The sequence below is a fragment of the Lachnoclostridium phocaeense genome (genome assembly GCF_959599685.1).
GTDB lineage: Bacteria > Bacillota > Clostridia > Lachnospirales > Lachnospiraceae > Claveliimonas > Claveliimonas monacensis.
In genome coordinates, this window is record NZ_CAUGIN010000016.1 from 1 (window position 1) to 23,205 (window position 23,205).

General features: G+C 53.2%; 20 protein-coding genes and 1 riboswitch. Of the genes, 19 read left to right on the forward strand and 1 reads right to left on the reverse strand.

What is annotated here, in order from left to right; all coding sequences use genetic code 11:
* Window positions 1-596: 596 nt before the first annotated feature.
* Entirely contained in the window at window positions 597-1,214 is a 618-nt protein-coding gene (locus Q5911_RS08675; RefSeq protein ID WP_281725772.1) for a TetR/AcrR family transcriptional regulator, read from the reverse strand.
* A 247-nt stretch (window positions 1,215-1,461) separates the two neighbouring features.
* Here Q5911_RS08675 and Q5911_RS08680 point away from each other — a divergent pair, with 247 nt between their 5' ends.
* From Q5911_RS08680 to Q5911_RS08770, 19 genes are all read left to right on the forward strand, one after another.
* Entirely contained in the window at window positions 1,462-1,794 is a 333-nt protein-coding gene (locus tag Q5911_RS08680) for an SCP2 sterol-binding domain-containing protein (RefSeq protein WP_281725773.1), read from the forward strand.
* A 12-nt stretch (window positions 1,795-1,806) separates the two neighbouring features.
* A complete protein-coding gene (locus Q5911_RS08685) occupies window positions 1,807-2,751 on the forward strand; it encodes an alpha/beta hydrolase (RefSeq protein ID WP_303182401.1) in 945 nt (314 codons plus the stop codon).
* On the forward strand, window positions 2,751-4,154 hold the full coding sequence (locus Q5911_RS08690) for a condensation domain-containing protein (protein ID WP_281725811.1): 1,404 nt from the start codon (window positions 2,751-2,753) through the stop codon (window positions 4,152-4,154). Before Q5911_RS08685 ends, Q5911_RS08690 begins: the two co-directional genes overlap by 1 nt.
* Before the next feature lie 16 nt (window positions 4,155-4,170).
* The gene (locus Q5911_RS08695) at window positions 4,171-4,404 is read left to right on the forward strand and encodes an acyl carrier protein (RefSeq protein ID WP_076776223.1); all 234 of its coding nucleotides are present in this window, start codon (window positions 4,171-4,173) and stop codon (window positions 4,402-4,404) included.
* 31 nt (window positions 4,405-4,435) lie between these two features.
* A complete protein-coding gene (locus tag Q5911_RS08700) occupies window positions 4,436-5,944 on the forward strand; it encodes an AMP-binding protein (RefSeq protein ID WP_303182402.1) in 1,509 nt (502 codons plus the stop codon).
* Window positions 5,945-5,977: 33 nt separating this feature from the next.
* Window positions 5,978-6,140, forward strand: a riboswitch (M-box (ykoK) riboswitch).
* A gap of 363 nt (window positions 6,141-6,503) precedes the next feature.
* Window positions 6,504-9,206 (forward strand): magnesium-translocating P-type ATPase, encoded by a 2,703-nt coding sequence (gene mgtA / locus Q5911_RS08705; protein ID WP_303182403.1) that lies wholly within the window; start codon window positions 6,504-6,506, stop codon window positions 9,204-9,206.
* 100 nt (window positions 9,207-9,306) lie between these two features.
* Window positions 9,307-10,653: an MATE family efflux transporter gene (locus Q5911_RS08710; protein ID WP_303182439.1), complete on the forward strand. Its 1,347-nt coding sequence runs from the start codon at window positions 9,307-9,309 to the stop codon at window positions 10,651-10,653.
* A 120-nt stretch (window positions 10,654-10,773) separates the two neighbouring features.
* Entirely contained in the window at window positions 10,774-11,199 is a 426-nt protein-coding gene (locus Q5911_RS08715; protein WP_303182404.1) for a MarR family winged helix-turn-helix transcriptional regulator, read from the forward strand.
* A 169-nt stretch (window positions 11,200-11,368) separates the two neighbouring features.
* Window positions 11,369-11,899 (forward strand): O-acetyl-ADP-ribose deacetylase, encoded by a 531-nt coding sequence (locus Q5911_RS08720; protein ID WP_303182405.1) that lies wholly within the window; start codon window positions 11,369-11,371, stop codon window positions 11,897-11,899.
* Entirely contained in the window at window positions 11,900-13,765 is a 1,866-nt protein-coding gene (gene recQ / locus Q5911_RS08725) for a DNA helicase RecQ (protein WP_303182406.1), read from the forward strand.
* A gap of 4 nt (window positions 13,766-13,769) precedes the next feature.
* On the forward strand, window positions 13,770-14,465 hold the full coding sequence (locus Q5911_RS08730; RefSeq protein WP_076776233.1) for a metallophosphoesterase: 696 nt from the start codon (window positions 13,770-13,772) through the stop codon (window positions 14,463-14,465).
* Window positions 14,466-14,559: 94 nt separating this feature from the next.
* A complete protein-coding gene (locus tag Q5911_RS08735) occupies window positions 14,560-16,023 on the forward strand; it encodes a 4Fe-4S dicluster domain-containing protein (RefSeq protein WP_303182407.1) in 1,464 nt (487 codons plus the stop codon).
* Window positions 16,024-16,043: 20 nt separating this feature from the next.
* Window positions 16,044-17,030: a P1 family peptidase gene (locus Q5911_RS08740; protein WP_226394300.1), complete on the forward strand. Its 987-nt coding sequence runs from the start codon at window positions 16,044-16,046 to the stop codon at window positions 17,028-17,030.
* 67 nt (window positions 17,031-17,097) lie between these two features.
* On the forward strand, window positions 17,098-18,660 hold the full coding sequence (locus tag Q5911_RS08745) for a ClC family H(+)/Cl(-) exchange transporter (RefSeq protein ID WP_303182408.1): 1,563 nt from the start codon (window positions 17,098-17,100) through the stop codon (window positions 18,658-18,660).
* A 242-nt stretch (window positions 18,661-18,902) separates the two neighbouring features.
* Window positions 18,903-19,235 carry a helix-turn-helix domain-containing protein gene (locus tag Q5911_RS08750; protein WP_157888381.1) on the forward strand — a complete coding sequence of 111 codons (333 nt, stop codon included), beginning with the start codon at window positions 18,903-18,905 and terminating at the stop codon, window positions 19,233-19,235.
* A gap of 2 nt (window positions 19,236-19,237) precedes the next feature.
* Complete coding sequence (locus tag Q5911_RS08755; RefSeq protein ID WP_076776241.1) at window positions 19,238-19,453, forward strand: helix-turn-helix domain-containing protein; 216 nt, start codon at window positions 19,238-19,240, stop codon at window positions 19,451-19,453.
* A gap of 91 nt (window positions 19,454-19,544) precedes the next feature.
* A complete protein-coding gene (locus Q5911_RS08760; protein WP_303182409.1) occupies window positions 19,545-20,651 on the forward strand; it encodes a DUF4402 domain-containing protein in 1,107 nt (368 codons plus the stop codon).
* Between the two features lie 136 nt (window positions 20,652-20,787).
* Complete coding sequence (locus tag Q5911_RS08765; RefSeq protein WP_303182440.1) at window positions 20,788-22,131, forward strand: sodium-dependent transporter; 1,344 nt, start codon at window positions 20,788-20,790, stop codon at window positions 22,129-22,131.
* Between the two features lie 144 nt (window positions 22,132-22,275).
* Window positions 22,276-23,202: a hypothetical protein gene (locus Q5911_RS08770; RefSeq protein WP_303182410.1), complete on the forward strand. Its 927-nt coding sequence runs from the start codon at window positions 22,276-22,278 to the stop codon at window positions 23,200-23,202.
* Window positions 23,203-23,205: the final 3 nt, after the last annotated feature.

Genomic DNA, 23,205 nt, shown 5'->3' on the forward strand with positions numbered 1-23,205 from the left:
ACTGTGCATTTCTTTTTTGTTCAATATTACGTTTTCTCAATTTTTCAAACAAGAATTTGGGAGACGCATACCCCCTATTACGATAAGCGGAACATTCACTTTTATGTAAATCGATGTGGTTTCAAGATTGTAGAATTTTTTAATCCTAAGCACAGAGACCCACATCAGATAAGTGAAACCGCAGGCAACATTCCCAAAGAAAACAACTATTTCTTTAGATTTGAAAAAGAAATAAAGTAAACAAATCCTGAGTTGTAGAGCAGAAAAGTGGAAGTTGTTGAGGTGGAAATATTGAGCAAAGAATATATGATACCAGCATGTTCGGGGATAAAAATGGATGTCAAGCAAGGTCAAAATATTACAGTGATTGATGTGGAGGGCGGCCAGGTAGTTGTTTTTTTGCAGAAGTAACAGGCAGACAAAATGAATTTTTATCAACAGGAGTGACGATTGACTGTAATGAATCTTTGAAATTAAAATTTCTTGGCCCCCGGCTGATATCGAGGATTATTGCAGATCAGAGACATAATAAAAACAAGGGTTTTCGTGACCCTTGTTTTTTATACGCTCTGTGAACTTTCGTGCTCTGCAGCCTCTCACGCCAGCGGACTCTTCAAAAAGTTCAGCGATCCCGGAGGATTTTCCGTGCCCTTCTCCAGCAGGGAGATAAGCGCGCTGATGGTCTGCTCGATTTCCTCTCTTGAGGAGGGAACGAGGGAGTTGTCCAGTTTCACTGTCAGGACGATCAGGACAATCTCGGCCAGGCTGTCAGGGTCATCAAAATGGATCTCGCCCGCCTCTGCACTCTGGCGGATAATCTCAGCCAGCACAGGTTTAAGTTCAGTGATGATATGATTGACGTACTTCTGGCGCAGGAATACTTTCTCCGGTGTATCAGAGGCGGCGTTGTCCGCGGACTTGAGAAACTCGGAGGAAGAGCTGCGGCAGGCCTGGAAGATCATGGCCATCCGTGTAAATGGCGGGATGTCGGTCTGATAGGCCAGATCCTTTGCTGTCTGAAGCGGTTTCTCGTAATTCCGCTCCACAAGAGCGTCAAGGATGGCGTCTTTGGAAGGAAAATAGTAATAGATACTTCCCTTGCCGATCCCGGCTGTGTGGGCGATCTCGCTGACGGAGATGGACTGCATTTTCTGGTTTTTCAGGAGCTCCTGGAGGGCGTCCAGTATTCTCTCATATTTTCCCTGGTCTGGCATAAGTGTCACCTTTCTTCTGAGTGTGTCTGATTTTCGGTCAGGTCCGTGCAAAATGTACATTACTAAATAATATAACACAGATGAAGGCTGCGGGCCAGTCTTAAAAGCGCACAAAAAAGAGGAAAATTCCAGGTGCATTTTGAGAGTAACGATAGTTGACCAGTGGCCGAAAAGATGCTAATCTAACAGAGAAAAGGATATGACTATCGGTCGAAAAATGTAGAATGTGGTCGAGAAGGAGGATGTTATGACCTACGCAGATATGTTTTCAAAGGTAAAAGGAATGCTGATGGATGCAGATGTAAGCGATATCCACGAACATCTGGCATATCAGTTTAACATCACAGGTGAGGCAGAAGGGATTTTTTATGCAGAGGTGAAAGATGGACAGCTCCATGTAGAGCCTTACGAGTACTATGACAGGGATGCCATGTTTACCTGCTCTGCAGAGACCCTGTTCAAGATTGCGGACGGGAAGACAGACCCTATCCTGGCGGTGACGCTTGGGAAACTGAAAGTGGAGGGAAATATCGACAAAGCACTGAAACTGAAAGACCTTATCAACAGCAAAAAGAAATAGCGGGTGAAGAAAATGGGCAAATTACTGAAAGGAGCAGCTGTGCTTCTGGGTGTCGCAGCAGCAGCGGAGGCCGGCGGCACAGCCTACTTTTACAGAAGAACCATGAAGCGGTACAACGCCAAGGTGGAGCGGACCATAAAGATGTCCGGCGTGGACTGGGAGAGTTACTTTCCTCTCATGCACGAGCGCAGCGGATGGATGGCAGAGCAGCCCCACGAAGATGTGTGGATCACGTCAGAGGACGGACTGAAGCTGCACGGTACATATTTCCCCGGAGAAGAGGGGACAAAGGCAGTCATCTGCTTCCACGGGTATACGAGCAAAGGGTTAAGCGACTACGGAAGCCTCTCCTGGTATTATCTGAAGCATGGTTTCCGGATGCTTTTGATCGATGAGCGTGCCCACGGGGAGAGCGAGGGAACCTATATCGGTTTTGGGACCATGGACCGCTTAGACGGCATGAAGTGGGTTCAGTGGATGATAGGCAAGATCGGCGATGGCGCGCAGATCCTCCTCCACGGCAATTCCATGGGGGGAGCCACTGTCTGCATGATGGGAGGGATGGATCTTCCGCCCCAGGTGAAGGGGATTGTGTCAGACTGTGCGTTCACATCCGCCAAGGAAGTATTTACCCATGTGCTCCACAGCATGTACCATATCCCGGCCTTTCCTATGATCCAGATCGCGGACAGGCTGAATCGTAAGAAGGCGGGGTACGGACTGGATGACTGCAATGCCGCCAGGGAAGTGAGAAAGGCGAAAGTGCCCTTCCTTTTTATACACGGGGAGAAAGACACATTTGTGCCATGCCGGATGTGTGAGGAGATCTATAAAAACTGCGCTTCGCAGAAAACGAAGCTGATCGTGAAAGACGCGGGCCACGGCGAGAGTTATTACAAGGACACAGAAGGATATGAGAGGGCCCTGGATGTATTTATTGGAGGAATAATGAAATGATGAGAACGAGAAAAGGACACAAAGTGTACCCTCTGACTGTAGCACAGAAGTTCCACCTGTACTATCTGCCGTTCTGTCCCACAGCCGCGGTGCTGAACATCGGGACCAGTCTGACCATTGAGGTGGAGCTGGACTGGGATCTTCTGGCAAAATCCATCAATAAGGCCATCGTAAGGAGCGAGGCCATGCGGGTGCGCCTGGCAAAAGATAAAGAGGGGAACTGGTATCAGTACGTGGTAGACCCGGAGGAGCAAAAAATCGAGTTTGTCGATTTCTCAGGCGGCACCATGGAGGAGGCCGAAGCGCAGATGCAGAAGTGGACAACCGTGCCTTTTAAGATGCAGGATGCTCCTCTGATCCGGATCGTCATGATCCGAATGCCGGACGGTTTTTGCGGTGTGTATTTCCTGGCCCACCACATGATCGTGGACGCCCAGTCGCTGATCGCTTTCCTGAAGGATGTCATAGAGCTCTACTGCCATGAGAAGTATGAGGGCGTTCCCTACCCGAAGGACATGGCCTCCTACATTGAGCAGCTCCAGAAGGATCTGGCCTACGAGGCAGGCAGCAAAGCCCGGCAGCGGGACATTGACTTTTTCCAGAAAGAGATCGAAAAAGGAGAGCCCATCTACAACGGGATCCACGGGACCGACAAGCTGGAAGCTGCCAGAAAAATGTTCGGAAATCCGAACCTTCGCACGGCGTTCAATGCGTCAGATGATACAAAGTCTGCCCTGGATATCTTTCATCTGGAGGAGGAGCCAACCAGGCGGCTGATGGATTTCTGCGAGAAATACCATGTGTCCCTGGCCTGTCTTCTTCTCATGGGTCTTCGCACCTACTTCCAGAAGATGAACGGTTTTGAGGATGTGTCCATCAACAATGCCATTGCAAGGCGTGCCACCCTGAAAGAGAAAAAATCCGGCGGAACAAGGATCCACTCTTTCCCGATCCGCACGGTATTTCCGGAAGATATGAAGTTCATTGACGGAGTGTATGCCATCCGTGACAAGCAGAATGAAATATTCCGACACGCCAACTATGATCCCACTGCCTATTTTGCATACCGTTCAAAATTATATCCCCAGCCGCACGCAGGGCTGACCTACGAGCCCATTTCCCTGACCTATCAGCCCATGACTCTGCAGGAAAACGGACTGACCCAGCTTGGGGATATCCGGTACAAGACAAAATGGTATCCCAACGGCATCTGCCCCCAGGGTATGTACCTGACCGTCATGCACCGGCCCGAGGACAACGGACTGGACTTTAACTTTGAGCACCAGGTCAAGGCTGTGTCCAGGGAAGAGCTGGAGTACCTGTACTACTATCTGTGCAGGATCATGTTCAAGGGTGCGGAGAACCCGGATCTGACCATTGGAGAAATCATTAAATTAGTATAGAAAAAGGAGAAAGACCATGTTTGAGAAGTTAGTTGATATCATTTGTAACTATGTAGAGGTGGAGCCGGAGAATATCCATCCCGAGTCCCGCTTCATGGAAGATCTGGGCTTTACATCCTTTGACTTCATGAGCATGCTGGGCGAGATCGAGGATGAGTTCGATGTAGAAGTGGAGCAGACGGAGGCGGCGGATATCCGCACGGTCCAGGAAGCAGTAGATTATCTGGAAAAACTGACCGCCGGAAATTAACACCGAGCGGGGAAAGGATGGAAGATCAGATATGCTTTGCAGTACAGTCCGCGGGATCCTGGTTAGTACGGAAGAAAGGTACGGCCCGGAGGACGCGATCCGTTATAAAGTAAGTAAAAATGAAGTGGCATCTAAAACCTACACCCAGCTTAAAGAGGACAGCGAGAGCTTTTCCTGTGCGCTGCGGGATCTGGGAGAGCAGGGCAGCCATATCGCTGTCATAGGGATGACCTCCTACGAGTGGCTGGTGACCTACTTTGGCACAGTGGACAGCGGCAGCGTGGTTGTGCCTCTGGATGTGAATCTCCCGGCAGAGGATGTGTGTGACCTGATCGTTCGGTCCGACTCCACCGTCCTTGTCTACGATGAGGCCAGAAAAGACGTGGCGGCTCTGGCAGGCGAGCGCTGCCCACAGCTTCGGGTGATCGTTTCCATGCAGCAGGAGGAACATGGAGAGCGCGCATATGCTTTCTGGAAACTGCTGGGAGAGCATAAGGGCAGCTTTGACTACATGCCTGGGCCGGATCAGCTGTGCACCATCATGTTTACTTCCGGAACAACCGGCAAAAGCAAGGGAGTCATGCTGACCCACAGAAATGTGGCGGAGAATGCCACCTGCCTGGACATGAAGATTCCGGAGCGGATCGTCATCATGACCGTGCTGCCCATCCACCACGCCTACTGTCTCAGCATGGATATTTTGAAAGGGGTGTCCCTGGGAGCGGTGATCTGCATCAACGACTCTCTGATGCGGGTGGCAAAAAACATCAAGCTCTTTAAGCCGGAGATGATCCTGATGGTGCCGCTGATGATCGAGACCATGGCAAAGAAGCTGGAGGAGGCCTCCCTCTTGCCGGCGAAGATCGTGAAGAATCAGGTGTTCGGAAAGCAGTTCCACACTATCTGCAGCGGCGGCGCCTACCTGGATCCGAAATATATCGAAATGTTTAAAAAATATGATATTGTGATCCAGCAGGGCTACGGTATGACAGAGTGCTCCCCGGTAATCAGCATCTCCCAGAGGTGGAATATCCGAAGCGACTCCGTGGGACAGCTTGTGCCCAACTGCGAGGCGAAGACAGTGGACGGAGAGCTCTGGGTGAAGGGAAGTAGCGTCATGCAGGGCTACTACAAGATGCCGGAAGAGACGGCGGAGACACTGGAGGACGGGTGGCTGAAGACCGGCGACCTGGGCTATGTGGACGAGGAGGGCTTTGTCTACCTGACAGGCCGCAAGAAAAACCTGATCATCACGAAGAATGGCGAGAATGTGTCCCCGGAGGAGCTGGAGAACGCGCTGAGCGCCAGCCGGCTTGTAGGTGAAGTGCTTGTCCGGGAAAAGGGTGGAGTTATCGAGGCGGAAATTTATCCGGACCAGGACTATGTGAAGAAGAAAAAGGTTAAGGACGTGCGTGCGGCCCTCCAGGAGGTCATTGACGGATACAATAAGACGGCGGCTCCCCAGAAGAAAATTTACAGCCTGGTGGTGCGGGATAAGGAGTTTGAGAAGACTACAACCAGGAAGATCAAGAGGTTTTAAGAGGTTGACAGAGCCGAAAATCTGTGTTATTTTAATGCTGTTCGGTAGGTAAGGCTACTGCAAGGGATATGGACTGTTGCCGCGAAATAGTGGAGACACTATGAGAGGGTTTGAACAGGGTACATCGAAAGCAAGGTGTATCATAATACAGTTTCACCGCCCTGCAGAGTTAAAGCTCAGACGAATATACAAAGGTATATTTCCCTGTATGTCTGTCGGACATACAGGTTTTTTTATTCTCCCGGAGAGGAAGAATAAAGAAAGAGTGCAGAGAAAGAAAGGCAGGTGGCACATTTATGTATCACAGTAGGAAGTACAGCGGAATCACAAAACGGCGGAATGTATGGGTGAAGTTACGGAGGCATGGGTGTGCCTGGCTGTAGCATATATTTGTGTGCGCTTTCCACCGCTTTGTGAGAGAAATCTTACAGGCGGTGGATTTTTATTGTCAGAAAGCGGCCGGGAACGGATCGGTCTGGCAGAAATCTTCCGACAGGATGCCGCTGTGCCCTTACCAGCAATGCTGAACAGAATCTACAGAGTTGGGAGGTACACAGTCATGAAGAAAATCTTTAGAAAAATGATGCTGGCAGGAGAGGTTTCTGCAAAAAAAGAAAAGGAAACAAACAGGGGGCAGATGTACCAGGCGGCTCTCTGCCCGGAACATGAAATATTCAGAAAGTATGGAACTGACCGGGGCGGACTTGGCAGAAAGGAAGTGGAAAGATCCAGAGAAAAATACGGCGCCAACATACTGACATACGGGAAGAAGTATTCTCTTCCGGGACGACTCTTTGCAGCCTTTATTAACCCCTTTACCATTGTCCTTTTGATCCTGGCCTGCATTTCGGCGTTCACGGACATTGTGTTTGCAGCGCCCGGAGAGCGCAGCTATACGACCGTGAGCATTATTACAGCCATGGTACTGATCTCCGGCGTGCTGCGTTTTGTGCAGGAGACAAGAAGCGGAAATGTGGCTGACCGGCTGGCCGGAATGATCCACACGACAGCCTGCGTTGAGAGGGAAGGAGTAAGAAGAGAAATCCCCATGGAAGATGTCGTGGCAGGGGACATCGTATATCTGTCAGCAGGGGACATGATCCCGGCGGATCTGAGAGTCCTGGACGCAAAAGATCTTTTTGTCAGCCAGTCTGCCCTGACAGGCGAAAGTGAGCCGGTGGAAAAGACAGGCAAGGCAAAGGGAAGAGCCGTGTCTCTGACAGACATGGAGAACCTGGTATTCATGGGGAGCAATGTGATCAGCGGCAGTGCCCGGGCGGTGGTTATTGCCGCAGGGAACAGTACCATGCTGGGAACTATGGCAGAGGCGATGGACGAAAAGCCGGTAAAAACCACATTTGAAAAGGGAGTAAATGATGTATCCTGGGTGCTGATACGGTTTATGCTTGTCATGGTGCCGGTGGTGCTTTTTGTCAACGGGTTTACCAAAGGAAACTGGATGCAGGCGATGCTTTTTGCCATTTCTGTTGCTGTGGGACTGACCCCGGAGATGCTGCCCATGATCGTTACCACATCTCTGGCTAAGGGATCCCTGGCTATGAGCAGAGAAAAAGTCATTGTCAAAAATCTGAACTCAATACAGAACCTTGGGGCAGCAGATATCCTCTGCACCGACAAAACAGGGACGCTGACCATGGACAGGGTTGTCCTGGAATGCCACCTGAATGTGGACGGTCAGGAAGATGAGAGGGTGCTGCGGCACGGCTTTCTGAACAGTTATTTCCAGACAGGGCTGAAAAACCTCATTGATATTGCTGTGATCGAAAAGCAGAAAGAGCTGGGGGCGGAGGAACTGATCCGCAGATATACAAAGACCGATGAGATCCCCTTTGATTTTCAGCGCCGTCGTATGAGTGTGGTGGTGAGGGACACAGAGGGGAAAACGCAGATGGTGACCAAAGGTGCGGTGGAAGAGATGCTGGGCTGCTGTGCCTACGCTGAATGCGAAGGGAAGGTCCATCCGCTGACAGACGAGGTGAGAAAGATGGTTCTCTCCAGATGTAATAAACTTAATGAAACAGGCATGAGGGTCATTGCCATTGCCCAGAAAACGGATCCTGCCCCGGAAGGAGAGTTCTGTGTGGAGGATGAGAAAGATATGGTTCTGATTGGATTTCTGGCATTTCTGGATCCGCCGAAACCGGACACAAAAGAGGCAGTCAGGACACTGAAAGAGTATGGAGTCAGCATAAAAGTTCTCACCGGAGACAATGAAATGGTTACCCGGTCCATCTGCCGGCAGGTAGGCCTGGATGCGGAAAGGGTCCTTCTGGGGGAGGAGACAGAACAGCTTACAGATGTCCAGCTGGGGGAAAAGGCAGAGCAGATCACAGTGTTCGCCAGGCTGTCGCCCTCGCAGAAAGCCCGCGTTGTCAGAGTGCTCCGGGAAAGAGGCCACTGTGTGGGCTATATGGGGGACGGGATCAATGATGCGGCGGCCATGAAGGCGGCGGATGTAGGAATTTCCGTGGATACGGCAGTGGACATTGCGAAGGAGTCCTCCTCGGTGGTTCTTTTGGAAAAGAATCTGATGGTACTGGAGCAGGGAGTTGCAGAAGGAAGAAAGACGTATGCGAATATGATCAAATATATCAAGATGACGGCCTCCTCCAATTTCGGGAATATTTTTTCCATACTGGCAGCCAGTGCATTCCTTCCTTTCCTTCCTATGGAGTCTGTCCATCTGATTCTGCTGAATCTTATCTATGATATTTCCTGCATGGCGATTTCCTGGGATCATGTGGACGGGGACTGGCTGAAGAAACCGCGAAAATGGGATGCATCCGGGATCAGCCGGTTCATGCTCTGGATCGGGCCGGTAAGCTCGCTGTTTGATATCGCAACTTTCGTGCTGATGTACTTTGTGATCTGCCCCATGTTTACAGGAGGGCAACTGTTCACGCAACTCCAGGATCCGGCCGCCCGGGCACTGTATGCTGCTCTTTTCCAGACAGGATGGTTTGTGGAGTCCATGTGGAGCCAGACGGTGGTCATCCATATGATCCGCACGGCAAAGCTTCCATTTATACAGAGCCGGGCGTCCATGTCTGTCACGCTGCTGTCCCTGGCCGGGATCGGGATTGTCACAGCGCTTCCTTTTACCCCGGCAGGAGAGGCCCTTGGGCTGACCGGTCTGCCTGCCGTTTACTTTGTGTGGCTGCTGGGCATCATCGCGGCGTACATGATTCTGACAACAGTGATCAAGAAAATCTATATCCGCAGATACAGTGAGTGGCTGTGATGGAAGCTATTGACGAAAAAGGAAGAACGCAGTAAGATAGCCTGTGCAGAAAAGGAAGCGGAGGGAAAGTACTTTGAAAAAGAATAAATATGAAATAGATATGTGCAACGGATCCATCATGGACAAGCTGATCTCCTTCTCACTCCCGCTGATGCTGACCAGTATCCTGCAGCTGATGTTCAACGCAGTGGACATTATCGTGGTGGGAAGATTCAGCGGAAGCCAGGCTCTGGCGGCAGTGGGATCCACGACAGCGCTGATCAATATTTTTACCAACCTTTTCATCGGCATCTCCCTGGGAGCCAACGTCCTGGCAGCCCGATACTATGCGGCCAGGCGGGACAAAGAGATGTCGGAGGCAGTACATACAGCCATTGCACTGGCGCTGATCAGCGGCATTGTCATGGCGTTTGTGGGATTCGGGCTGTCACGCTTTGCCCTGGAGATGATGGACACGCCCGGGGATGTGATCGGGCAGTCTGCTGTGTATATGCGGATCTATTTTCTGGGAATGCCCTTTTTTATGCTCTACAATTACGGCGCTGCCATTCTTCGGGCTGTGGGGGACACAAAGAGGCCTCTGATGTTCCTGTGTGTGGCAGGCATGGCCAATGTGGCGCTGGATCTGCTGCTTGTCATCGTGATCCCGCTGGGGGTGGCCGGTGTGGCTGTGGGCACGGTGGCGTCCCAGATGGTCTCCTGCATTCTTGTGCTCTGGTGCCTTCACCGGACGGAGGGCAGCTATCAGCTCAGGTTTTCAAAACTTGCCATTAAGAGCGTCTATGTGAAACGGATCTTCCAGGTGGGGATCCCTGCGGGCATCCAGAGCACGGTGATCAATTTTTCCAACGCCATGCTCCAGTCCTCGGTCAACTCCTTTGGCTCCACGGCCATGGCCGGGTACACGGCGGCCAACAACATCCTGGGATTTCTGTACGTGTCGGTGAATGCGGTAACCCAGGCCTGTATGAGTTTTACAAGCCAGAACTACAGTGTGGGAAAACAGAAGCGCATGGACCGGGTGCTGGCAGACTGTATGATTCTGTCAGCCGGGGCGGCTCTTGTGCTGGGAGTGGGGGCCTACGTGTTCGGATCTCAGCTCCTCAGGATCTATACGTCTGAGGCGGAGGTGATCCAGTGCGGTCTGGAGATCCTCTCCATCACCACAGTGCCCTATTTCCTGTGCGGTATCATGGATCTTTTCCCGGGGGCGCTGCGGGGAATGGGCCGCTCAGCCGTGCCTATGATCCTGTCTGTCATCGGGACGGTAGGGACAAGGATTGTATGGATCTATGGATTCTTTCCGCAGCACAGATCCCTGCATTTCCTGTTTATCTCCTACCCGGCATCCTGGATCTTCACTATCGCCATGCAGGCAGTGTGCTTCTGGTTTGTGCGGAAACAGTGTATCCGGCAGCTGAAGGCGCAGGGCGTCTACACAGTCTAGGACAGCCTGCCTCAACAGCGGTACGTGATGCCCAGTGTCCCGGGGAATAATGATTGACAAACCGGATGCTGAGGCATATGATTTTACTAACACGAGTAGCATTTGCAAATGGGAGGAACCATGGATTATAAAGAGATGGCGGAAGAACTTTTGAAAATACGGTCTGAATGGTCCCATGTGGCGGCCAATGAAGAGCTTGCCAGGCTGACAAAAGGAGAGTTTTTTGTGCTGAATTATCTGACAGACCATGGAGGAACAGCTTTCCCGAAGGCTCTCAGCAGGGAGATGAAAGTCAGCACGGCCCGGATCGCTGCCCTGCTAAAGCATATGGAAATCAAAGGGTGGATTACCCGCACGGCGGACTGTCAGGATAACAGACAGGTGATCGTGGCTGTCACAGCTGCAGGCAGGGAAGAGATCGAGGATAAAAGGGAGAGAGCTCTGGGGGATGTGGCCAGGCTGCTGGAGTTTCTGGGACCGCAGGATGCAGAGGCTCTTTTGCGCATTCAGAAAAAAGTTGTCAAAAGATACGGGGATGGGCAGTAATAGTCAATAAAGAAGCGAAATTTCTCATGGTATATCAAGCGAAATTTCGCTTTTTGCATGTTTCCCTTTTTTTTATTTTTTCCCACCGCCCGGCTTTTGGCCCGGAAGTGGGCAGTGTGTCTTATTTGTGTTATAATGGCAAAAAAAGAGAGCACGGGAGGGATGCGCCATGAGCGGGACGGTGTTTAAAGCTGTGCGCGGCGATATTACAAAACTTACAGATGTGGATGCCATTGTCAATGCGGCCAATACAAGTCTTTTAGGAGGCGGAGGAGTGGACGGCGCCATTCACCGGGCAGCAGGCCCGGGGCTCCTTGAGGAGTGCCGGACCCTCCACGGCTGCCGGACTGGAGAAGCCAGGATTACCGGGGCCTACAGGCTCCCGTGCCAATACGTGATCCACACGCCCGGTCCAGTGTGGCGGGGAGGAAGGTATAATGAGAGAGAGCTGCTGTCCTCCTGCTACCGGTCCTGCTTAGAGCTGGCTGTGGAAAAGGGGGTGCGCAGGATCGCCTTCCCTTCCATATCAACGGGCGTGTATCATTTCCCTGTGGAGGAGGCGGCCGGGATTGCAGTGCGCACTGCCAGGGAGTTTGCCAGGGAGCATCCGGGGAAGCTGGAGCTTGTCGAGTGGGCTCTCTTCGACGACAGGACCTGGCGGATCTATGCGGATGAAATGGAGAAAAGTGAGGAAGACTGATTGGAAGAAGAGCAGAAAAAGCAGATACTCAAAACATATTTTGGATACGATACCTTTCGCCCCGGACAGGAGGAGATCATAGACCAGATCCTCTCCGGCCGGGACGTGCTGGCTGTTATGCCCACAGGGGCGGGCAAATCACTGTGCTATCAGATCCCGGCCCTCCTTATGCCGGGGACAGCAGTGATTGTCTCGCCCCTTATCTCTCTGATGATGGATCAGGTTAAAGCCCTCAATGAGGCGGGGGTGCATGCGGCCTACATCAACAGTTCCCTCACGGAGTCCCAGACAGCGAGGGCGCTGGAACTGGCAAAGGCGGGTAGGTACAAGCTGATCTATGTGGCTCCGGAGCGCTTAGAGACGCCCCGGTTTCTGGATTTTGCCGGCCATGCCCACCTGTCTATGATTACAGTGGACGAGGCACACTGCATTTCCCAGTGGGGCCAGGATTTCCGCCCCAGCTATGTGCGGATCAGCTCCTTTATCCGGCAGCTTCCTGTGCGGCCGGTGGTCTCCGCCTTCACGGCCACAGCCACGGAAAAAGTCAGGGAGGATATCCTGTCCTCTCTGGGACTTGTCCGCCCCTACGAGACCGTGACGGGATTTGACAGACCCAACCTCTATTTTGAGGTGCAAAAAGGCGGTAGCAAGAAAGAGCGCGTCCGCCGGTACCTGGCAGAGCACAGCAGCCAGAGCGGAATTGTGTACTGCGCCACCAGAAAAGGGGTGGACGAGCTGTACCTCTATCTGGAGAATGCCGGATTTTCCGTGGGCAGGTACCATGCAGGCATGAGCCCTGAGGCGCGGAAGGCGAGTCAGGAGGATTTCATATATGACAGGGGCAGGGTGATCATTGCCACCAATGCCTTTGGAATGGGGATCGACAAGTCCAATGTCCGTTTTGTGCTGCATTATAATATGCCCCAGAGTATGGAACACTATTATCAGGAGGCTGGAAGAGCCGGCCGTGACGGGGAGCCGGCGGAGTGTATCCTCTTTTACTCTCCCCAGGACACTATGATCGGAAGGCTCCTTCTGGAGAGCAAGGAGGTGGATCAGGATTACACAGAAGAAGAGAGGCGGATGATCCGGGAGCAGGACATGGAGCGTCTGCGGAAAATGGAGGGGTACTGCACTACCACAGGATGCCTGCGCAGCTATATCCTCCGCTATTTTGGCGAGCAGGCGGAAGACGGGTGCGGCAGCTGCGGCAACTGTCTGGCTGAGATGGAGCAGATGGATGCGTTGGAGGCAGCTGCTGATGTGGTCCGGTGTGTGCGGGACTGCGGACAGCGCTTCGGGCAGAGCATGATCGCCGGTACGCTCCTTGGGGAGAACACGGCCAGGATACGCGACCGGGGCATGGACAAGAGCCCGTCCTACGGGAAGCAGAGTAAACTTGGAAAAGCCCGGATGCAGGATGTGATCCGCGCCATGGTGGAGCGGGGCTATCTGAGGCAGACGAAAGATAAATATATGCTCCTGAAATTGACAGAGCGCTCGGAGGAGCTGCTTGAGGAGGGGGCAGAATCCTTTATCATTTCCTATAAAAAGGAAGAGAAGGCAGAAGAGGGAAGAGGCAAAAGCCGGAAGGCCGGTGCTTCGGGAAGATGGCCGGCCCAGACAGCAGACCTGACAGAGAGCCAGCAGGAGCTCTTTGAGGAGATGCGGAAGCTGCGCATGAGACTGGCGGGAAAGAGAAAGATCCCGCCCTATATGGTGGCCTCAGACAAGACGCTCCGGGATCTGTGCGTCAGGATGCCCCGGACCCGGGAGGAGCTGCTGGATGTGAACGGAATGGGGGAGAAGAAAGTCAAACAGTACGGGGAGGCATTTTTGGAACTTATTTTAACAAAGGGGGTATAAAGTTATGATCTATCTGACAGGGGATACACATGCGGTGTTTGACCGTATTGACGATTTTTGCAGGGAGAGGCGGACTACACGGGAGGATATCCTGATTATCCTGGGGGATGCCGGCATCAACTATTTTCTCGGGAATAAGGCAGCGGCGATCAAGGAGCACCTGGCAGAGCTGCCGCTCACATTTTTCTGTATACACGGAAACCATGAGCAGAGGCCTTTTGCCATCAAGACGTACAGGGAGACGCTTTGGAGCGGCGCTGTGGCTTACGTGGAAGATGCCTACCCGTCGCTTCTGTTTGCCAAAGACGGGGAGATCTATGATTTTGACGGCAAAAAGGCTATTGCCATCGGGGGTGCTTACAGTGTGGACAAATTTTACCGGCAGAAGAAGGGATATGCCTGGTATGACAATGAACAGCCATCCCCCGGCATCAAAAAATATGTGGAAGAGCAGCTGGACAGGGCAGAGTGGAAGGTGGACTATGTCCTGAGCCACACATTGCCCCTGAAATATGAGCCTGTGGATAAATATCTTCCCTTTATCGATCAGTCCATGGTGGATAAGTCCACAGAGATCTGGCTGGAGAAGATTGAAGAAAAACTGGATTATCAGAGATGGTACTGCGGTCATTACCATACATCCAGAGTGATAGACCGCCTCCGCATCATGTTTGAAGACTATGCGGTGCTGGGAGAGTAGAGGTGCTGCTGGAAAAAAGCGCTCTCACATGATATGATTGTAAGCAGAGAAATACAGCATCCGGGTATCTGACACGCAGAATGAATGAGTAATTATGGAGGAGAAAAAAGTGAAGTACGCAGACGCTAATGTGATCAAGATTAAACATGCAGTTCTGGAGGAAGTGGCGAGACTTGCATTTGCCGGGGAGCTGGAAGAGAGGAAGGAGGATATCCCCTTTACCCTGATTCCCGGGCCGACGGCGCAGTTCCGCTGCTGCATTTACAAGGAGAGGGAGATCATCCGGCAGAGAGTGCGGCTGGCAGAGGGAAAGGCGCCGGGGCCGGTGGATGACGGAAATGTGATCCAGGTCATCAGTTCCGCCTGTGAGGACTGCCCCATCTCCAGCTACACAGTTACGGAGAACTGCCAGAACTGTCTGGGAAAGGCATGTATGAATGCCTGTAAATTCGGGGCCATCGAGAGGGGACGCCACCGCACCCACATCGATGCCTCCAAGTGCAAGGAGTGTGGAAAGTGCGCCGAGGCCTGCCCCTACAATGCCATTGCCCATCTGAAGCGGCCGTGCAAATTCAGCTGTCCGGTGGATGCCATCTCCTATGACGAGTACGGCATCTCTGTCATTGATGAGGAAAAGTGTATCCGCTGCGGGAAGTGTATCCACAGCTGCCCCTTCGGGGCGATCGGCTCCAAGACATGGATCGTGGATGTGATCGATGCCATCCGGTCCGGGAAGCATGTCTATGCCATGCTGGCCCCTGCCACAGAGGGACAGTTCGGCCAGGAGATCACGATGGCCAGCTGGAAGAAAGCCATGGAAGAGCTGGGCTTTACCGGATTTGTAGAAGTGGGGCTGGGAGGAGACCTGACAGCCAAGAGCGAGGCGCAGGAGTGGCGGGAAGCCTATGAGGAGGGCAAGAAGAAGGTGACATCCTGCTGTCCCGGATTTGTCAACATGGTGCGCAAACATTATCCGGAGCTGAGCGATGCCATCTCCACTACCGTGTCTCCCATGTGCGGCGTGTCCCGCCTGATCAAGGCGAAGGATCCGGAGGCCGTGACTGTGTTTATCGGTCCCTGTCTGGCCAAGAAATCAGAGGTGGTGGACCAGAAGATCGAGGGAAATGCAGACTATGTGCTTACATACAGCGAGATACGGGCCATGATGCGGGCGAAAGGTGTGCGGCTGGAAGCGTCGGAGAATACCTATCAGGAGTCCTCTGTGTTTGGCAAGCGATTTGGAAATTCCGGCGGTGTCACAGCAGCGGTGCTGGAGAGCCTGAAAGAGTCCGGCAGCGATGTGGATATCAAAGTCTGTAAGGCAAACGGATCTGCGGAGTGCAAGAAGGCCCTGCTCCTTATGAAGGTAGGGCGCCTGCCGGAGGATTTTGTCGAGGGTATGGCTTGTGAGGGTGGCTGCGTGGGAGGACCCAGCTCCTTCAAAGACCAGATGATGGCAAAGAAGTCCAGGGATGCGCTGATCCGGGAGGCAGACGACAGAGGAATCTACGATAACCTGAAACATTATGATGAAGAGTCCTTTTCTATGCACAGGTAGGGCGGACAGGAAGGAAAGAGATGAAACGTAAGATTCGTATAAAAGATATCAGCGGAATTAAGATCGGGCAGGCGCAGGACCCAGAAGGGGGCACCGGGTGCACGGTATTTATTGCAGAACAGGGAATGGCGGCTGGACTGGATGTAAGGGGCGGGGGCCCGGCTTCCAGGGAGTCGGAACTTCTGAAGCCGTTGGCTGCCGCCCAGGCGATTCATGCGGTGGTCCTTGCAGGCGGGAGTGCCTTTGGGCTGGGCGCTGCCGATGGAGTCATGCAGTATCTGGAGGAAAAAGGGATTGGTTTTGACGTGGGTGTGACGAAGGTCCCGCTTGTTTGTCAATCGGATCTTTTTGATCTTACAGTAGGGAATCCGTCAGCCAGACCGGACAGGAACATGGGGTACGAGGCGTGTCTGATGGCGGAAGAAGGAAACTACAGAGACGGGAATTATGGTGCGGGCTGTGGAGCTACGGTGGGGAAATTTGCAGGTATGGAGTACTGCATGAAATCCGGTATCGGCAGCTATGCTATGCAGATCGGGGATCTGCAGGTGGGGGCAGTAGTGGCGGTCAATGCTCTGGGCGACATTTACGACTGGAGAAGCGGAGAGAAACTGGCGGGGCTGTTGGCAGAGGACAGGCATTCTTTCCGTTTGACAGAAGAGCTGATGTGCGCGGATATCCGGGTAGTGGATAATAAATTTACAGGCAATACTACCATTGGCATTATCCTGACAAATGCGGATTTTCAGAAGCCCGCTCTCTGTAAGATTGCGGGGATGGCTCACGATGGTTATGCCCGGTCCATCAGGCCGGTCCACACTTCGGCAGACGGGGATAGTATCTACGCAGTGTCAGTGGCAGCTGCAGATGGCACAAAAGTGTCAGCTGACCAGGATCTGGTAGGTACATTGGCGGCGGAAGCCATGAGCGAGGCCATAACGACTGCGGTGAAAAGTGCCAGGAGCGCCTACGGGTTTCCCGCCTGGCAGGAGATATCGGCCGTTTGAGAATTGAGGTGAGTGCAATGCAAAGTACTCCCTGATATGATAAAATGATCCCCGGAGGAATGAGACAATGGATGAAGAGAAAAAAGGTATATCCGCGACCATCCGGCGGGCGGAACATTTTCAGGTCATTCTGATCGGAGAGGGTATCATTGTGGGCGGCATTGCCGGCCTGGTGGTCCTGCTCTACCGGCTGCTCCTGGAAAATGCCGGGCGATGGCTGCAAATGATCCTGGATTTTATAACGGGAAAGCCCCTGTGGATCCTTCTGTGGTTCGGAGTGCTGGTCCTGCTGGCTCTTCTGGTGGCAAAGCTGGTTGACTTTGAGCCCCTCATATCCGGCAGCGGTATTCCCCAGCTGGAGGGGGAGATGATCGGAAAGATCGACCAGACGTGGTGGCGTGTGCTCCCCGCCAAGTTCGTAGGAGGCTTTCTCTGTATACTGGGCGGGCTGGCCCTGGGGCGGGAAGGCCCTTCCATACAGCTGGGAGCCATGGTGGGAAAGGGCGCTTCCAGATATCTTGACAGGGGAAAGACGGAGGAGCGATATCTTTTGACATGCGGGGCCAGCGCCGGGCTGGCAGCCGCCTTTCACGCGCCCCTGGCGGGAGTCATGTTCTCCCTGGAGGAGGTGCACAAGAATTTTTCGGTGTCCGTGCTGCTGTCTGTCATGTCCGCGTCCCTGACGGCGGATTTTCTGTGTACAGCCGTGCTGGGGACGGACTCGGTCTTTCAGTTTACACTGGCAGAGACACTGCCTCCGGAGTATTATGGGCTTCTCGTCCTGCTGGGATGTGTGCTGGGACTTCTCGGAGTGTTCTACAACTGGTTCACATTGAAAGTCCAGTCCCTGTACAACCATATTCCGGGGCTGTCCACTGCGGGAAAGATCCTGATCCCCTTTTTGCTGGCGGGGGTCCTGGGGCTTGTAGCTCCTCAGCTCCTGGGGACAGGGCACAGCCTTGTGGAAGAATTGACAGCAGGAGGAATGGCTGCGGGCACGATGCTGTTTCTGGTGACTGGCCGTTTCCTATTCTCGGCAGTCAGCTTTGGATCGGGGGCTCCGGGAGGGATCTTCTTTCCGCTGCTCATCATCGGCGCCTTTATTGGCGGGATCTTTGCTCAGGCCGGGAACTGGATTTTCGGCATTGACATGATCTATCTGAACAACTTTGTGCTTCTTGCTATGGCGGGCTATTTTACAGCCATTGTGCGTGCCCCCCTGACAGGGATCATCCTGATCTTTGAGATGACGGGGACAGTGAGCCAGCTCTTTTCCCTGGCTGTGGTTTCCATCTGTGCCTATATCGTGGCCTCTCTGCTGAAATCAGAGCCCATATACGAGAGCCTGCTCGCGGGACTCCTGAAAAGAAGAGGGGAGCAGGTGAAGGAGAGCGGAGAGAAGATCCTGCGGGAGTTTGTGGTGGGCCAGGGATCAGCGGCTTCCGGGAAACTGGTGCGGGATCTGGAATGGCCCCGGGACAGTCTTCTCGTGGCAGTAAAAAGAGGAGACAGGGAGCTGATCCCCAAGGGAAGCACAAGGCTTTTTCCGGGGGACAGCCTGGTAGTCATGGCAGATGAATATGACAGCGCGGATGTGATAGAGAAGATGGAGAAGATCTGCGTCAGATAAGAAGCGAGAAGAGGACGTACAGGCTCTGCTGCGCATATGCGGCAAGCTGCAGGAGGGCAGCTCGAAAATATAAGGGAGAAAATTTCTCCATTGGCAATTCCGGTGATGTAAAAGCGGAAAGTCAGTGGAGAAAATTTTTTTAACTTCATTTTAAAGTATATACATATAAGTATCTCTATGGTGCATGTTAAAAGAAAACGCTTTCTAATAAAATGGATGTACAAGCGCCGGAGGTAGAGATCATGGATTATAAAATGCTTGGGAAGAGGCTGAAAGAAATACGGAAGATGAGAGATATGTCCCAGCAGGACCTGTCTTATGAAATAGAGTATTCCATTCCCCACATCAGCCATGTGGAAAATGGCAGTACAAAAGCGAGCCTGGATTTTGTGGTGAAGGCGGCAAATGCGCTGGGGACAACGACAGACCACCTTCTGTGTGACAGCCTGGAGGATTCCGGGAGCGTTTACCTCGGCGAGATATCACAGGAGCTGGAACAGCTTGACGGCGCCCAGCTGAAGATCATCCGGCGCATGATCCGTGACATGAAAGAAAACCTGGAGGAAAACATGTAAGGATGAGGACGGAGGAGTGCAGAGTCGGAGCCCGCATACGCCTGCTCCGGCTTGAAAAGAATATGACACAGCGTCAGCTGGCGGCAAAGATAGGGGTGGACAGGACATCCCTTTCTTCGTATGAGCACAGCAAAAGGACTCCGGATATCTTTATACTCTGCAGGATGGCGGATGTTTTCGAGGTGAGCCTGGATGACCTTGTAGGAAGAAAATTTTAACCGGGCAAGGGTGCAAAAACAGCCCGCAGTATGGTATACTTCTTGTTAAGATAGAGTTCTGTCAGACAGAGGGGACAAGGAGGGCGGGATTATGTTTTTTAAAGAGCGGTGCAGCCTGTGCGGAGGGAAGCTGGACAGCGGAAACGTATGTACAGAGTGCGGTCTGGACAACAACAAATCAGAGAAACATTACCGGATCAACCGGAGCAGCTGTGACGGGCAGCCCCTGACTCATGTGCATCAGCCCGAGTATGACAGCAGACGCAAGGACCGCTCCAGGCAGGAGAGGGAGCAGAAAGAGAAGGAACGGAGCGCGCTGGCACAGTCATCCGGCAGCAGGGCCAGATCCGGCAGGAGCCGGAAAAAGGCCCAGCCTTACAATACTTATATAGAGGGGGAAAAGCGGGACAGAAGGTCCAGGGTGGGTAAGCTCGTTACAGTCAGTATCATTCTGGTGATCGTGGTGTCGGTCATTTTCCCGCTGGTGGACCAGTACATCGATGAGAGTCAATATGACAGTTATACAGACTATGAAAGTTATGAGGACTATGATTATGACCCCTATGCCTATGTAACCAGGGAGATCCCTGCCGACGGGGTGAGCTATTCCCAGCAGTTTGCCCAGGGAGATTACGTGGTCGGTGTACATATACCGGAGGGGACTTATGTGATGGAAGGCCAGGGGGACAATTATATCTCCCTGTCTGTGGACGATGCGGAGAACGGGATCTATCTCTATGAGTCTGTGGATGACGAGGTCACCAGTGTGGATGATATCCGTCTCTATACAGGGGCGGTGGTATCTATATCGGGCGATGGCTATCTGACGCTATCGGCGGACAATGCCCAGGCCGAACAGACGACGGGCGGGCTGCCCAATCCTCTGACAGAGAGCGTCCGCATCAGCGGTGGGCAGACGCTGACAGTGGGGGAGGATTTCCCGGCGGGTGTGTACGATCTTTCGGCAGTCTCTGGCTATGGGGCCCCGGAGATCACCATCTGCGATCAGGAGGGGAATGAACTTCAGACACTGTACCCGTGGCTCACTGACAGCTCCGAGACGGAGAGCATATATAGGAATGTGGTGCTGCCTCAGGGGGCGGTGTTTTCCAACACGGATGAGGAGCTGGAACTGGAGTTGGTGCCCAGTGAGACCATCGTGTCGGAGGATTATCTGGGGTACTACGACAGGTACTGACCTTGTCCGGAATTGAATCATGAGACAGAGAGATTTAAGGAAGGCGCTGCGCCGGCGGCATGTCCACTCGGTACGGCGGCCTTCTTTTGTGCAGAAAAAAGGCAGCGGATGCCGGGAAAATGAGAAGGAGAAAATGATGAAGAATACAAATGGATCACAGAAGCGAGAGTGGTGGAATTCAAAGACCGGGTTTATCCTTGCCTGCGTAGGCTCAGCGGTGGGTATGGGAAATATCTGGCTTTTCCCATACCGCATGGCGACTTACGGGGGTTCTTTTCTGCTGGTGTACCTGATCTTTGATGTGCTGCTTGGCTTTTCAGGAGTTGTGGGGGAGATGAGCTTTGGAAGGGCCGTGCGGTCTGGCCCTGTGGAGGCCTTCGGCACTGCCTGCGCTTCCAGAGGGGAGAGCAAACGAAACATCGGACGTGCCATAGGTGCCATTCCCATGCTGGGGGCACTGGCGCTTGCCATTGGCTACTCTGTGGTGGTGAGCTGGATCGTCAAATATATGACCGGGAGCATCACCGGATCTGTGCTGAAATCCGACAGTGTGGACGGCTTTGCGGCGTCCTTTGGGCAGATGGCCAGCTCCTTTGGAAATAACCTGTGGCTTATCATTGTCTTGGTGATCACATTCGTCATCATGGCGGCGGGGATCAGCAGCGGGATCGAGAAGGCCAACAAGGTTATGATCCCTGTCTTTTATGTGCTCTTTATCGGTCTGGCAGTCTACGTGGCTCTTCAGCCAGGGGCGGCGGACGGTTACAGGTGGATGTTCACCATCCGGCCGGAGGCCTTTAAGGACCCCATGCTGTATGTGTTTGCCCTGGGGCAGTCCTTCTTCTCTCTGTCTCTGGCGGGCAACGGGACCATCATTTACGGCTCTTACTTGTCGGACAAGGAGGATACGGTGAGCTCCGCCATCACGGTGGCGATCTGTGACACCTGCGCGGCCATGCTGGCGGCCCTGGTCATCATTCCCGCCATGGCCACTACGGGGGCTGTGCTCTCCGAGAGCGGGCCGGGCCTGATGTTCATCTCTCTGCCCCACCTGTTCTCCACCATGCCCGGAGGGCAGATCGTCATGTTCATCTTTTTCCTGGCGGCCCTGTTTGCCGGGCTTACCTCCCTTGTCAATCTCTATGAGGCGCCGGTGGCCACGCTCCAGGACAACCTGAAGTTTGGACGGGCAAAGGCTGTCATTGTCATTGCGGCGGTGGGAGCGGCAGTCTCCCTGTGTATCCAGGGGATCGTCTCCCAGTGGATGGACTTTGTGTCCATCTACATCTGCCCTCTGGGAGCCGGGCTTGCAGGAATCATGTTCGCCTGGGTATGGGGCAGGAGAGCGGTGGAGGAAGCTGTGTCCACGGGGAGGAAGCATCCCATCGGAAAATGGTATTATCCTCTCTACAAATATGTATTCTGTATTCTCACCATCGCCGTGTTTGTCCTGGGGGCGCTTAACGGGGGGATTGGCTAGGGGCTCCCGCCCCTTCAGCTCCCCTGTTTTTTTACGGGTTTTAATTTAATCAAATCTGATAAAATGATTAAATTAAAAATGGGCGGGAGCATGCCGTGCCGCAGATTTGATGATATAATCAGGACATAGAAAGGGGGATAGAGGGTGGAAAAGGATACTTATGAAAAAAGGTGCCGCAGTCTGCTCACCCAGGACATCGTGCTTCTGCTCACCGAAATTTATGAGTGCAGGGGCAGACAATCGTTCCTGGAAAAAGAGGGGGCGGATGTCCTTGTATACCTGGAGGCAGATGCCAGGGTCAGGAGCATAGACGCCTCATGCAGGCTGTCAGAGGCTGCGGTATCCAGGGGGCGCCTGAAAAAGCTGGCTCAGAATAAGACGATCCCTGTGACGGAAGGGGAGAAGGAGGCGGCGGGGTACAGGGATGCGCTTGAGATGATCCGCAATGACTACAGGTATCTGCAGATGGGCCTTCCTCTGCTGACAGAGTTCCAGAAAAAGCTGGCCACGAGACAGGGAAAGGGGCCGCGGGACAGCCGGAGGATGTCGGATATAGAGGAGGACTGCCGGATATATGAGGATTTGCTCAATGCGGGCGGGGCGGAGCCGCTTTTGCTGACTTCCGTATTCCTTTTTGACTTTCTGGCCGCCCGCCCCTTTCGGAGAGGGAACCGGCGTCTTTTCTGCCTCCTCGCCCGGCTGCTGCTGTATCGTTCCGGACACCATGTGATCAGCTACACATGCCTGGAAGAGGGCCTTCTGGGGCTGGCGGAATCGCCCGGAAGCCTGCAGGGGGCGGTGACAGGTTTCCTCTGCGCGCTGCGGGAGACATACAGAGAGTTCTCTCTGAGGACAGCCCCTCTTTGCAGTGGAGTATCCAAAAAAGAGAGGGTGCGTGAGGCTGACAGGAATCATCCCGGCAGCATCACCAAGTCCGAGCTGATGGAAGCATGTCCGGATATCAGTCAGATCACGATCCAGAGAGCCCTCAGGGAGCTCCAGGAACAAAACGAGATCCTGAAGATCAGCGGCGGACGCTATACGTCGTACAAATGGAACGAAGAGAGGTGACAG